Source organism: Anabaena sp. WFMT (assembly GCF_051781005.1).
Classification (GTDB): Bacteria; Cyanobacteriota; Cyanobacteriia; order Cyanobacteriales; family Nostocaceae; genus Anabaena.
This window is the reverse complement of the sequence record NZ_JBPWOA010000032.1, coordinates 125,727-139,246: the sequence shown is the minus strand read 5'-3', so window position 1 is coordinate 139,246 and position 13,520 is coordinate 125,727. Positions and strand designations below refer to the sequence as shown.

Sequence of the window (13,520 nt, the reverse complement as noted above, 5' to 3'; positions counted from 1 at the left end):
ACGTAATTACCATTCAGTCAGGGGTTCAGATTTTTTAAATAGGTGGCTTATTTACGCTGCTCTGTACTTATGAATATCAAGTACGGTAGTTTCGCCAAAGGTAAATTAGCACTTTTATGCTTCTTGAGAGATATCGTCAAATCTAAAATCCCAATTTGGTATAAATTAGTATTTTGAATGGTATTTTCAGCCAGGATACTTTATTGTACTGTGTGAGCTATGCTAAATCATGAGCGATCGCTGACTACCTATGATTCTGCCTTGTTAAATAGAATAGTCTCTCAGGTCTGCCAAGTCATCATTACTATTCAAAAACAGCAGCCAGAATTATTACTTGAAAAGTATAGAAAAGTTCAGTGGCATAATAATTCTAATCAATCGGCTTTGAGTGCAAAATTCATGGATTTATTAAGCCAAACTCAAAATTGGGAGGAATTACTGCAAAAACTGCAATTATACCTCAGAGCAATTTTTGTTGCTGAAGCTTTAAATTCACCAATATTATCAGAATTAATTTCTAATGTTCGCCAAATTAATCCGATTATTTCTGAATTAAATGGCTCAGTAAATAATACATTTTCTCCTGTTTTGCAACCAGTGGGAATTGCTGTTTTACTTTTAGATGCCGAAAATTTACAAATTAATACTAATACAGAAAAGTTTTTAGCTACTGTTTGTAATAGTCCGATTCAGGTAAAAATTGCCTTTGCTAATTGGGGTAATCGGGGAAAGTTAGATATAGAATTACATGAACGTGGTTATGATTTGATTCATGTTCCTGCTGGTAGAGATAATGCAGATGGCAAAATGATTGCTTTTGGTTCTTCTATTCATGAGCGCTACCCAAATGCTAAGGAAGTTTTGGTTTGCTCATCAGATAAAGTCATGACTAATTTATGCAATAATTTACAGCAACATGGTTTAATAGTATATCAAGTTAGTCAACATGGAGAAAATATCAATTTATTCAATAACTCTACAGGTGAGACTAAAATTTATAGAGTTAAACCTCTGCCAGAAATCCCCTCTATTGAGCAGTTTATTGGGCAACTCAAAAATTTAATTCAAGATGAACAGAAGTTAAATGCAAGTTATTGGATTAAACTTTCTCAACTTTCTAAGTTGTATAAAATTAAATATCAATTGAACATTAGCCATATTGTTTCTCAATATTTACCTGGTAAAAGAGCAAGAGATATATTTATTAATTATCCTGCTGATTTTGTGATTCATCAAATTGATGATGTTTCAGAATTATATGTAACTGTTTTTGATCACAATCAAGTTCAAGCAGAAGATGGTCAAAAATCTGAAATAGATAAAAATAAACAGCTACAATCTTTAAGTGGCATTACTTCTAAGCAAGATTTAGAAAAAGCGTTGAATATTATTCTCGATGAATTAATAGAAAAATCTGTTCATGATTATTTTGATATTAGTATTTTGGCGAGTAAGTTTAAACAAAAATATGGTAAGACGATTACGGGGCAAATTCAAGAGTTACAGATAAGTGGTACTTTTATCAAGTTTTTGCAGTCTTGCAATAATTTTCATCTTCAACAAAAAGATAAAAAATGGGAAATCGGTAAGGTTAATGTTAGTACCTTTTCTTCTAGTTCATTTTCTAATATCAATTCTGCATTTGATTTAGAACAGGCAATTAAGATGATTCTGGCAGATTTAACTCAAGAATTGAAAACCAGCTATGTGGATATTGGTATTTTAGGGATTAAATTTAATCAAAAATATAGTAAACCAATAACTAAGCAAATGAAGGAATTACAAATCAGTGGTAGTTTTATTAAATTTTTACAATCTTGCAGTTCTTTTCAAATACAGCAAAAAGGTAATAAATTTATGGTGTCGCTTTCTGGAATCAGTAAATAGTCTTAAGAAGAACCCCTCCGCGCAAACGATTCTTTAACAGCAATTAGGGAGAATTGATCCAGTCGTAAGAAGAACCCCACCCCCAACCCCCTCCTCCTTCGGATTCACCAGTCGCCTACGGTGGGAAACCCGCCTACAGCGCTGGTTCACCGCAAGCGAGGAGGGGGCTATGTATAATAGATATATTGTGTAAAGAAATGTAAATGCTGTGATGCTGGATAAAGTTATTGTCGTTGTTGGTGCTACTGGTGGGATTGGTTCTGCTTTAAGTCGTCAACTTGCACCTACTGGGGCTAAGTTGGTACTAGCTGCTAGAGATGCGGTGAGTTTAGCAACGTTGGCAAATGAGTTACCAGGGGAAGTGTTGTCAGTTCCTACTGATATTACTCAACCGGAACAAGTAGACGCATTGATAAAAAAGGCTGTAGCTAGATTTGGTCAAATTGATGTTTTGGTGAATGCGGCTGGTGCGGGTGTTCTTAAGCCCTACAACAATATCGAACCGGCTGATTTAGACAAAATGCTGGATTTGAATTTAAAAGGCTGTTTTTATACGAGTCAGGCTGCTGCCCAAGAGATGCAAAAACGTAAATCTGGTCATATCTGTAATGTGGTAGGAATTCTGGGTAAGCATTCGATGGCTATGGCTGCGGCTTATTCTGCTTCTAAGTTTGGTGTTGTGGGTTTCAGTAAGTGTATGGCGGAGGAGTTGAAACGTTTTGGGGTGAAGTTCACTTTATTCTATTTTGGTGGGGTAGATTCTCCTTTTTGGGATCAGGTGAGTTTGAAGGTGGATAGGAAAAAAATGCTGAGTTGTCAAACTGCGGCTAATGCTATTTTTTATGCGCTATCTGCTGAACCGGAAGCTGTACCGATGGAAATTAATATTCAACCTGATAGTCATTTATTTTTCTAGATTAGGACTTACGCACTGTACAAACTGCACATGATATGTATGAGGGATATTACCTAGTTTCAGGCTTTTGGAATCGCATATTTAGTGCGGTGCGTCAGATAGAGACAATCTGTTGTGTACTAAATTATCGGGTCTGACGCACCCTACAAAGCAAGCAAGTTGGGTAAGTCCTGTTAATATTCAGCTTGATAGTCATTGATTTTTCTAGATTCAGAATTATTGCTGAGGACGTAAGCGTAAATTGAGCATATGAGGCAAAATTTACTTATATGTTAGCTGTTGCTCTGGATTTTCAGAAATTATGCTCCAAATTGATCACGTTCACTTCTATGTAGAAGATGCCCAAGGGTGGCGAGATTGGTTTGTCAATTATCTGGGGTTTAAAGCAGTAGCGAGTTCGATGTTTCCTACCCCTGTTAATCAGGGAAAATTGTTTCACACTTGTACGGAAGTTGTGAAAAATGGCAATGTCTACTTTTTGCTGTCTTCACCTTTGTTACCGACTAGTCCTGTGGCTGAGTTTTTTCGTCATCATCCTGCTGGTGTGGCAGATGTGGCTTTTGCTGTGGCAGATGTGGAAGCGGTGACGGCTAGAGCGATCGCTCAGGGTGCTAAACTTTTGCAACCTGTCCAGCATGATGTATCGATCAAATACGCCAAAATTGCGGCTTGGGGTGGGTTAACTCACACTTTGATTGAAAGAAAAGGAGATGGGGATATGGGGGATAATAATACATCACCTGTGACTTGTCACCTATCACCCCATACTTTTACGGCTATAGATCATGTGGTTTTGAATGTGGCGGTTGGTGATTTAGAGGCTGCTGTCAGTTGGTATCAAAATATTTTGGATTTTCGACCCCAACAAAGTTTTAAAATTCAAACTAATCGCTCTGCTTTGCACAGTCAGGTGATGATTTCTCCTAATGGGAGGGTACAGTTACCGATTAATGAGCCGGCTTCGCCTAATTCGCAAATTCAGGAGTTTCTGGAAGTGAATCGGGGGGCAGGAATTCAGCATATTGCTTTACGTACTTCTGATCTTGTCAGTGCGATCGCTCAATTTCGCAAAACCGGTCTATCTTTCCTTTCTGTTCCCACAACTTATTACTCACAACTACAGCAGCGTCTAGATTTTCCTTTATCAGCCCAGGAACTGCAAGCGATCGCTCAACAAGAAATACTGGTTGATTGTCAAAAAAATGCTCCTCTAGGGGCGTTACTACTGCAAATTTTCACTCAGCCAATTTTTGGCAAACCGACTTTTTTCTTTGAGTTTATTGAACGTCGTTCTCAAGCTGTTGGTTTTGGTGAAGGTAATTTTCGCGCTTTATTTGAAGCTATTGAAAGCGAACAAGTTAAACGCGGATTTGGTAGGTGATTGGAGGCTGGAAAGAGGCAGGGGGCAGGGTGCAGGCTTGCCCTGAGCGTTCACGTAGTGTGTCGAAGACAAGTCGAAGGGGAGTAGGGGAGTAGAATTTTTCCCTATTACCTATTACTGAGATAATGTGAAAAAAATTAACATGATTTGCTAATGCTGAGACTAATTACTGATTTTGATGGTCCAATTATGGATGTTTCCGAGAGGTACTATCGTGTTTATCAATTATGTTTGCAGAAAACGCGATATCCTGAGCAAGCAGTGACGGAGCTTTCTAAAGCGGAATTTTGGGAACTCAAGCGATCGCACACAGCCGAAAAATATATTGCCTTAAAATCTGGTTTAGATGAACAACAGTCCCAAAAATTTACCCAAATCCGCAAACAAACAGTACATACAGAGCCTTATTTTCAGTATGATAGCCTCGTCCCTGGTGCAATAGAAGCCCTAACCACAGTTCAACAAGCAGGAATTGATTTGGTTGTGATGACCATGCGCCGAGTGCGGGAACTGGACTATGCTATTAATAAATATGATTTAAGCAAATTTTTCCCAGAAAATCGCCGTTATTGCCTCAGTAACGACTATGTGAAAACCCGCGACATTGAAGATAAACCCCTGTTAATGGCTAGAGCCTTAGCAGAACTTCCCCCCGCTGCCGATACTTGGATGGTGGGGGATACAGAAGCAGATATCACCGCAGCGAAGACACATGGCATTAAGGTAATAGGTGTAGAAAGTGGAATCCGCGATCGTACCCAACTAGAACTTTACCAACCTGACTTAATTGTTAAAGATTTGAGCGCCACTTTAAAGATTATCAGAAAGTAAGGTGATTTGGCGCAAAAGATGATCCTTTGCGCCCAGTAAAAATTTAAAAATCTTAAATTTTCTTTTGTAAAGCTTGAACTTCCTCAAGAGATACTTGGGTGAGGGTAGGAGATTTGATTGAATTCGGATTGCTGAGTATCATTGGATTTTGCGTTTCCCCTGCCTACTTGCTTATGATGAGTTAAAATAAAAAATATTGTCTACTCAAGTGGGAAGATTTATGGAGAACTTACTACCTCAAAACATTTTACAATTAAGTATTGCCGAAAGAATCCAATTAGTCCAAGATATTTGGGATAGTATCACTGTAGATGCTGATGATGTAACTATTAGTGATGCTCAAAAACAGGAATTGGAGAGACGTTTAGAACTTTATTATCAAAATCCTCATCAAGTTTCTAGTTGGGAGGAAGTGAAACAAAAATTTAATCGTTAGTTAATATATGACTTACAAAATTTTCATTACACCAGAAGCAGAACTTGATTTAGAGGATGCTTATAATTGGTATGAACAGCATACTGTTGGATTAGGTTCTGAATTTATTCGTGTTGTTGATGCTAGTTTTTCAACTATTCAACGTAATCCTTTTGCTTGTCCAATTGTTCATGAACAAGTTAGAAAAAAGTTAATTCGTAAGTTTCCCTATGGATTGCTTTACATTATTATAGATGAAACAATTTCTATTATTGGTTGTTTTCATGTTAAACGTGATCCGCAACAGTGGGAAAGGCGTTTATAAGATTTAGTTCGGGTGATAATTCTCAGGTGAGGTGAATATTTCCAGGTGTATCTGTGATGGTTCTATTGTCTTCTCTTATTTAGATGATAGTTGGTGATGGTTGGGTGAGATGATGTAAACAGATACTTTAATTCACCCTAACAAATGATTTAAAATCAAGTAAATGATCTAGTTGTAAATCTCTCGCCGATGTCCAACTCTGTCAATAAAAATAATTCTTTTCTCTGCGTCAAATTCATAAATTACTCGATAATCTCCAACTCTCAGTTTAAAGAAACCTGATAAGTCAGCAGTCAGGGGTTGCGGTGTAATTTGGTCGAAATTTTCAGCTAACCAGTTAATTTTATTAACTATTCTTTGACAAACCGATTTTGTCAATCTTTCTAGGTCTGCTAGTGCTTCTGGTTCATACTCAACTAGGTAATTCATCTGTTTTATAAACCTAGTCTTTGCATTACTTCTGCTGTGGAAATACCTCTAACACCTGTTTCTCTGCGTTTCTGAATGGTTAATAATTCTTGTTTTAAATTCTCTTTGATGGTTTGATTTGTATCTGGGTCTGTTAGCAGTTCTTCTATGGTTTCTCTCACTGTTTCTCGAATCAGGGCTTTTAGTTCGTCAATGGTGAGATTATTAACTTGCATACTGGTGATTTTGTGAAAAGGCTTGTTTACTAATTTTAGCCTATGGGTAGGACGTTTGATTTAGTTCTGTGATAATTCTCAGGTGAGGTGAATGTTTCCAGGTGTACCTGTGATGGTTCTATTGTCTTCTCTTATTTATATGATAGTTGGTGATGGTGAGATGATGTGAATAGATACAGGATTTTTGGTTTGTAATTTAGTGTTATTAATCGTGGGTATTGTTGGGTTTCCTTGCGTCAACCCAACCCACAAAATATTACTTTTTAATACCTTTAATAAATTCTGTTCTCGCATCAATAATAGAAGGCATTAAAACACAATTTACTAACAAATCTATATCTAAATCTGGCAATAATTCACTTTGATTAATTTGCTCATAATTATCATTTCTGAGATGATATAGAAACAATTGATTATTTTCCCAAAACCAAACTTCGGTAATATTAAACCGTTTGTATTTTTCTAGTTTATCAATACTGCCACTGGTAATATTAACCTCAATTGCTAAATCTGGATTTTCCTTTTTTTCTCCGATGTAATAAGATTCATCAGGTTCAAAGGAAGCACTCTTTTCTTTTGCACGACGAGTAGCACTACCTACAGGGATAAAGTTTATCCCTTTTTCAAAGAGATATGCTTCTATCAAAATAGCGATAATTTTTTTGATATTTTCGTGTTGTTCACCAAGTGTCATAAATTCGATGTACCCATCAAGATAAGTTATCCGCAAATTTCCTGCGTCTGCGGTTAAGGTTTCTATTATTTCAAATTCCTTCCAGGTGTAATAACCAGGTAGAAGAAATCGCTGTTCTGAAATTGCGGTAGTTTTGTCTAAGGTTTGGATAGTCATAGTAATTTTATGGTTATGACTTTAATCTTGATTATAACTCATGGTCAGGTGATAATTCTCAGGTGAGGTGAATGTTTCCAGGTGTATCTGTGATGGTTCTATTGTCTTCTCTGTATTTTTTTAAAGCTTGTTTTGCTGTTTCGTAGTAGGTGACTTTTTGATCAATAAGCGCTAACCAGAATCCTGTATCAACTATGATTATATTTATTCGGTAATGTATTAGATAAAACTTCTTTATATGTGGTTGATAAATTTTCTTCCACAGCACAACAACCAATTAATCCAATTTCATCAAATCTTTCATAGATACTTTTTTCTTGATGATGATTTTCTGGTTGTGGATAACGTTTTTTGAGCAACTGAATAAAATCAAGTAGTAAGATTTGCGCTTCTTCTGGTAAGGTGTCAATATCTTTAGATATTTTTGCAATTTTTATTACCATCATTAACTCCTAAGTTGAGTAAATTTTTTCGGTATGATTCTATTATAAACTACTAGGATTTGATTTAGTTCGGGTGATAAATATCAGATGAAGTGAATATTTCCAAGTGTATCTGTCATGGTTCTAAATCCTCATCTAATATTGTTTCAATGTCTCTTGCAGCATGAATAACTCGCAAAATATCAATTTCTGATTCAGTGATACGATAAAAAATGAGATATTTTCTAAATCCTTTGATAGATTGTTGTCGAATATCTGCTAAATTGGGATGGGGAAATTGACAGATTTTTCCCATAGCTGGAGTTTTAGCTAATTGTTTAAATGTTGTTTCTGCTGCTATTAAAAAGCGGTCGGAAACGTCTAAACTATCTTCTGCTATGTAGGTTGCTAAATCTATCAAGTCACGGATAACTTGAGGTCTTTTTTTAATTGCAAACATCATGGCTAAATTGCACTTTGACGTTTGTTAGTTTTTTCACGAACTGCTTGACGAATATCTTCCCAATCTTGTGCAGTCATTTCTGTTGCATTTCCAGAGTTTAATCCTTCCAAGAGCATGGTTTGTAGTCGTTCATTTGCTCTCTGTTTTTGATCTTGTCGCACTAATTCCCGAAAGTATTCACTAACGCTGCTGTAACCTCCTTGCGCTACCTGTTCTTCTATATAATCGCGCATGGTGTCAGGTAAGGAAATATTCATACTTTTCATAATGTGATTTCCTAAATCTACTTTTTTATATCATGGCAGTTTTTGTCATTTTCTGCCATTGCTATGAAAATAAGTATTTACAACAATTAATTTTAGTAGCTAAATATGCTTATAATAATTCTCCGGTGAGGTGAATGTTTCCAGATGTATCTGTGATGGTTCTATTGTCTTCTCTTATTTACATGATAGTTGGTGATGGTTGGGTGAGATGATGTGAACAGATACAGGGTTTTTGGGTTCTAATTTAGTGTTATTAATGGTGGGTATTGTTGGGTTTCTTTGCGTCAACCCAACCTGCTTACTACTAACTACTTACTTCCAATTGTTAAGGGGTTCACACGGCTCAATGGAGAAGATGGCCAACCATTAGAGAACATTTTTGCAAAATTATTTGACACATCATTGAAACGTATTCTAAAAGTGTGAATCTCTTTTACTCCAAGAGAAGGTAATAATTTCTCAGCATATCTAATACTATCTGCCTCCAATAGATATCTTGGAACTTCTGTCATATAAATCTTAGTCCAAGGTATCCAGTTATGCCATTCATCTGCTTTCTTATCTTGAAATTCATACCTTAAAAATAAAAAGCAGTCCGCATCTATGAATTGTTGTATTGGTACAATTCTTGCTAACTCTCCCTGCGTGTGGCGTTCATTCAAAATATCTGCATGAATTGATATTCTGTTAAGCCTTAGACGGTTTTTATGATGTTCTAATAATCTAGCAACCTGAGAAATATAAGTAAATGGGACAAGATTATCGCTATATCCGTATCTATTCGTAGGATTATGGTTAACATAAATGTTATCGTCAAGAATAAGCCCAATTATGTCCCAACGTTCTTCTCTAATAAAAAAGGATAAAAAAGTTACAAATAGTTCATGAGTTATGAAGATATAAAAATCAAAATCATATTCTCGAAAACTACCTGAAAAATAAAGTGGTAAATTGTAACGCTCTAGCATAAGGTCAAAAGATTTGTACAATTTGAGTGCAGCATCAAAGTTATTCATGGCTGCAATTACTTCTACAACACGAGCAAAATCTATAATCAATTCTTTTGTTTGCTCAATTGATTGAATTAGCAACTCATCATGATGTATGTCATTTCTTGAAAAATCTGGATTTAGTGCATCAAGCTGATCTCTTAACGATGTCATAAACTGACGGACTAGAAAAGCTTGATTTGGCTGAGAATTTTCAATTGCATTTATCGTTTGTTCTACTATGCTAGGTTGTTTTATAAATTCTCCAGGAGTTTGCACTTCTAATCCTTCCAATATAGTCCGAATTGCTATATCTAAGGTTTTTTGAAGCTTTTTACGTTCTGTTGCACGATCATCGCTTATTTCAGGCATATTGTAAGTAATAACTCGTCTCATTCTGAGATCGAAAGGTAATACTTCTGGTTTACCAAAAGCTGTATTCATCACCATAATTACATTTTCCCATCCCAGAGTCTTTATTGCATATCCTAGTTCAAGTAAGACATTGGGATTAGGAGTAGGTCTAGAAGGTGTATTTAGGTTAATAATTGAAATGTCGCATACAAAAACTTGAGCATTTTCTATTTTACTAAAAATTGTATTAGCTATATCAGGTGAGCCAGGTACATTTATTGTGTCACGATCTATAACTGGTTCAACTTCTATGGAATCATCATTATGAATAGATTTAGCCGCAGCATCAAGCGCATCTCCAATAAATCCACGATTGGTTTTATTTGGTAAATCTGATTGCCAAGAATAAAAGATTTTACAGTGCATAATTTATCAGTTCTAAATTGACATATTGAACCCCATCCAGATAAAAATCCAGATGGGTATATTACATTGTAATCTAAGGTAGGTTTTAATGCACCAACTCAATAGCCCGCTTAGTCAACGCTTCCGCAGTCAAACCATTAAACGCCATCAACTCACCCGCACTTGCGGTAGTTTCCCCACGCTTCCAGGCGAAAGAATCACGCTTAGAATTACTGCGTAACATGATCGGTTCTAACATCGCCGCAGCCCCACCTGTCACACCAATTAAGGCATCTCCACCAAACAATTGCTCAAAATCGGCATCACTTAAAAAACCGTTATCAGGTTCAGAACAAGTATCCCAAGCAGTATCATGAGGACGATATAAACGGCGGGGATTGATAATAGAAACAATCTTCACACCAATACCTTCAGTTTCTAAAAATGCCGCCGCTTCAAACACAGGAATTAAAGTCAAATCGCCAATGACAGCAAATACAACAGTCTTCCCACCAGCCACTTCATGTAATAACACCGCACCATCAATTAAGCCTTTTTCAGTTTGGGCAAAGGTGCTACGAATTGGCAAAGGAGACTTACTAGCAGTAATGACAATGCCCTTATTTTTTGTTTGCAAAGCCCAGTTATAACAGACTTGAATACTGTTAGCATCTGGGGGAAATAATGGAAAGACATTTCCTGTTCTCATCAAAGAAGCAAAATAAGCTTCAATTTCTGGTCTTTGGTGAGTCCAACCGTTGCGTCCTTGTTCTAAAGCCCCGGCTGTAAATAATGTAATTGTCGAGGGAGTTTGACGGCGTAATTCTGCCATTGCTTGGGTGACAGTTTGCCAAATTGGTAAACCATTGATCGCAAAAGATTCGTAAGAACACCACAAAGTTCTCGCACCCATTAAGGATAAACCAGCCGCTAAACCTGCACAAGCATCTTCGCTCAAAGGTTCGTAAACTTGACCACCTGGGGCTTGATTATATAAATCATCGGTGGTGGGGTGATTGATTTTTAAAGCTTGGTTAATGTTAGCAATTCCTGATGCTTCGTTTCCGTCAGCGTTAGTCACCAGGAAATTTTTATCCTTATTTCCGACTATGCCCACTAACCTACCCATTGCCGTTGTTGCCACTTGGGGAACTGCGCCAACCTTATATTCTTCTAATGGTAATTCACCTAAATCTGCTAAGGGTAATTCAAATTCTGTCACCACAGTTTTCGCAGCCGGACCACCTCCAGCCCGTTCCGCATTTGTCCGCACAATTTGCCATGCTGCGGCTGATAATGCCCGTTTTTGTAAAGCGGTGACAATATGGGGCGCGTCTAATGTATCTTTAGGATAGAGGTTGTGTGATTTTGCCCCCAAGGCGTGAACCCCTGCACCTTTGAGTTGTTTGATAATAAATACGGTCAATTTTCCGCTAAGTGCTGAACGTGCGGCTTTATCCATGCCTACTAATACCGCTTTGGTAAATTCTAGGCGGTTGGCAAAGGAAAATGCGGTACTATCAACATATTCACCGGCTTGGTTTTGGTCGTCAAAATCTTTAGCATTGACTAACACGACTTCGGCAAAACCGTTACCTTGCCAATAGGCAATCATCTCTGCGTTGGTTTTCAAAGATACCATGCTGTGGTGTTCTTGGCTGTAACCGTTCCACACCAACACGGGTAAGAAGTTGGTGACGGTGGGGTAAGCGGTGTTGAAATGTGCCATTGAACTCATGATATAGGGTTCACCCAGTCCCCCGTCTCCCACGGTGAAGGGGAAGAGTTTGTCACGGTGCAAGAGTGCAGCAGACATGGCAAAATGTTGTCCTTGTCCCAGGGGTCCAGCCGGTGCGAGAATACCGGGAATGTAACCGGAAAGGTGTCCTAATAATCCATGCTTTTCTCGAAAGCGATCGCGCAATTGTTGTACTGTAGAAATGCCCATGTCTTCTAAGGAACGGTCTAGAAACATGGCGCTATAAAAACCGGGGGCGTGATGTCCGACTTCGGTGATAATGTTTTTATGTCCCAGCATGACCAAAGCTGCATAAGCTTCCGCTTGGCTGGCAAAACCGCCGGGATGTCCAGAAGCCTTACTACCAGTGACTTGTAGGGTTAGGTAGCGCAGGGCATCAGCCGCGAGTAGAGTTTGATATACTGCATTTGTATCTGTTGGGGATGCGATCGCACCTTTGCCCGATTCTATCACCGGTTTTGCACCATAAGTTTCAAAATCTGGCAGCGCTTCCCCAAAATATTGTATCCCTTCACAAAAATCAGGAACTGCGGAAGATGCCTTTGTCGTAATTGCTGTCATGCTGAGTACCTTAATAAAATCAGAAGAAACTTGTGCTATTTGTTCAAGTTAATACAGATTTTACATCTTTCAGGTTGTAATACCAATTCTCTATAAAGATGCACTAAATTAATTTAGCAGTTTAAGTTTTTACCTCAGCTTTATACCAAAACCGAATTTAGCACAACGTTACAAAGAATCGGTATCACAATAACTCAGCCTGAGTTTATAGCATTAATAAAAAACTCAAGTAATCTATAGTAATCCTCAATGATTACAATTAGAAAAATCATAGTAACAGCTAGTTTTACCGATTTGTGAACGAATCTATTTCTGGTTTATGTATAAATCAGGATATAGCAATGCTAAACTCCTACACAAATTTTATAAGACGATATCTGAAAACTTATCGGCGAATATAATTCGCCTTACTGATGACAAATGATTAAACTACCAAATAAACATTTGTATCAGAAAAATCAATTGTAAAAATCTTGTTGTTGTAGACATCGAATAGATCCTCATCTGTAGTCATTACGTTATTTAACCAATCAGTAAAAGGACTTAAATAGAGATCCGCGTAATCAGTATTCCATAAAGGTATGATAGTATTACCTCCTATCGTTGATTCCATTTCTTCTAAAGTTAATTTATGACAAAGCGTATTTACTTCAACACAATATAATTCATAATTCATGATTGCAGCCATTGTCTTAATTTCCAAATCAAGAAGTGAGCAATTATACAAATTGATTGTGGGTAAAATATCTGACGATGCCCTAAAAAGCCAGTATTTTACCCTCCAATAAGTAAAGTCTTTGTAGCGTCAGCGCATTAATATGAATGATTGACTAACAATAATTCATCCCTAATGAATTGTTCTTATATATATCGATCTAGACATATCCCAAGTGTGAATCTTATTATCATGGTTGCTAAATGTTTCAAAAGTCTTCTCAATATTACTGTGAGCATTTGTTATGTCAGCAGTATTAGTATTAATCTCTAAACCAGCCCATACAGTTGCTATTTCAGCCGGAGATAGTTCATGCAACGCGGTGTTCACATGATTG

The 13,520-nt window shown here is 37.2% G+C and carries 15 protein-coding genes; 6 read left to right on the top strand and 9 right to left on the bottom strand.

What is annotated here, in order from left to right; all coding sequences use genetic code 11:
• Positions 1 to 219: 219 nt before the first annotated feature.
• From ACSQ6I_RS20785 to ACSQ6I_RS20760, 6 genes are all read left to right on the top strand, one after another.
• Positions 220 to 1,887, top strand: coding sequence for an NYN domain-containing protein (locus tag ACSQ6I_RS20785; protein ID WP_438892194.1), 1,668 nt, complete (start codon positions 220 to 222; stop codon positions 1,885 to 1,887).
• 211 nt (positions 1,888 to 2,098) lie between these two features.
• A complete protein-coding gene (locus ACSQ6I_RS20780; protein WP_438892193.1) occupies positions 2,099 to 2,803 on the top strand; it encodes an SDR family oxidoreductase in 705 nt (234 codons plus the stop codon).
• 301 nt (positions 2,804 to 3,104) lie between these two features.
• Complete coding sequence (hppD, locus tag ACSQ6I_RS20775) at positions 3,105 to 4,184, top strand: 4-hydroxyphenylpyruvate dioxygenase (RefSeq protein WP_438892192.1); 1,080 nt, start codon at positions 3,105 to 3,107, stop codon at positions 4,182 to 4,184.
• A 153-nt stretch (positions 4,185 to 4,337) separates the two neighbouring features.
• Complete coding sequence (locus ACSQ6I_RS20770) at positions 4,338 to 5,015, top strand: HAD family hydrolase (RefSeq protein WP_438892191.1); 678 nt, start codon at positions 4,338 to 4,340, stop codon at positions 5,013 to 5,015.
• 220 nt (positions 5,016 to 5,235) lie between these two features.
• A complete protein-coding gene (locus ACSQ6I_RS20765; RefSeq protein WP_438892190.1) occupies positions 5,236 to 5,451 on the top strand; it encodes an addiction module protein in 216 nt (71 codons plus the stop codon).
• 7 nt (positions 5,452 to 5,458) lie between these two features.
• A complete protein-coding gene (locus ACSQ6I_RS20760; protein ID WP_168491952.1) occupies positions 5,459 to 5,755 on the top strand; it encodes a type II toxin-antitoxin system RelE/ParE family toxin in 297 nt (98 codons plus the stop codon).
• A 168-nt stretch (positions 5,756 to 5,923) separates the two neighbouring features.
• Here the strand turns inward: ACSQ6I_RS20760 and ACSQ6I_RS20755 are convergent, their stop codons facing one another.
• The 9 genes from ACSQ6I_RS20755 to ACSQ6I_RS20715 all read right to left on the bottom strand — a co-directional run bounded on the left by ACSQ6I_RS20755 (position 5,924) and on the right by ACSQ6I_RS20715 (position 13,156).
• Positions 5,924 to 6,184, bottom strand: a complete 261-nt coding sequence (locus ACSQ6I_RS20755; RefSeq protein ID WP_438892189.1) for a type II toxin-antitoxin system RelE family toxin — start codon at positions 6,182 to 6,184, stop codon at positions 5,924 to 5,926.
• Between the two features lie 5 nt (positions 6,185 to 6,189).
• On the bottom strand, positions 6,190 to 6,399 hold the full coding sequence (locus tag ACSQ6I_RS20750) for a hypothetical protein (RefSeq protein ID WP_438892188.1): 210 nt from the start codon (positions 6,397 to 6,399) through the stop codon (positions 6,190 to 6,192).
• A gap of 256 nt (positions 6,400 to 6,655) precedes the next feature.
• Positions 6,656 to 7,249, bottom strand: coding sequence for a Uma2 family endonuclease (locus tag ACSQ6I_RS20745; RefSeq protein ID WP_438892187.1), 594 nt, complete (start codon positions 7,247 to 7,249; stop codon positions 6,656 to 6,658).
• A gap of 188 nt (positions 7,250 to 7,437) precedes the next feature.
• Positions 7,438 to 7,695 carry a DUF2281 domain-containing protein gene (locus ACSQ6I_RS20740; protein ID WP_438892186.1) on the bottom strand — a complete coding sequence of 86 codons (258 nt, stop codon included), beginning with the start codon at positions 7,693 to 7,695 and terminating at the stop codon, positions 7,438 to 7,440.
• Positions 7,696 to 7,807: 112 nt separating this feature from the next.
• Complete coding sequence (locus tag ACSQ6I_RS20735; RefSeq protein ID WP_438892185.1) at positions 7,808 to 8,134, bottom strand: type II toxin-antitoxin system RelE/ParE family toxin; 327 nt, start codon at positions 8,132 to 8,134, stop codon at positions 7,808 to 7,810.
• Between the two features lie 2 nt (positions 8,135 to 8,136).
• Positions 8,137 to 8,400: a type II toxin-antitoxin system ParD family antitoxin gene (locus tag ACSQ6I_RS20730; protein ID WP_027401152.1), complete on the bottom strand. Its 264-nt coding sequence runs from the start codon at positions 8,398 to 8,400 to the stop codon at positions 8,137 to 8,139.
• 308 nt (positions 8,401 to 8,708) lie between these two features.
• Positions 8,709 to 10,169 (bottom strand): hypothetical protein, encoded by a 1,461-nt coding sequence (locus ACSQ6I_RS20725; RefSeq protein WP_438892184.1) that lies wholly within the window; start codon positions 10,167 to 10,169, stop codon positions 8,709 to 8,711.
• A gap of 85 nt (positions 10,170 to 10,254) precedes the next feature.
• The gene (locus tag ACSQ6I_RS20720; protein WP_438892183.1) at positions 10,255 to 12,468 is read right to left on the bottom strand and encodes a phosphoketolase; all 2,214 of its coding nucleotides are present in this window, start codon (positions 12,466 to 12,468) and stop codon (positions 10,255 to 10,257) included.
• A 424-nt stretch (positions 12,469 to 12,892) separates the two neighbouring features.
• Positions 12,893 to 13,156 (bottom strand): hypothetical protein, encoded by a 264-nt coding sequence (locus ACSQ6I_RS20715; RefSeq protein ID WP_438892182.1) that lies wholly within the window; start codon positions 13,154 to 13,156, stop codon positions 12,893 to 12,895.
• Between the last annotated feature and the right edge of the window lie 364 nt (positions 13,157 to 13,520).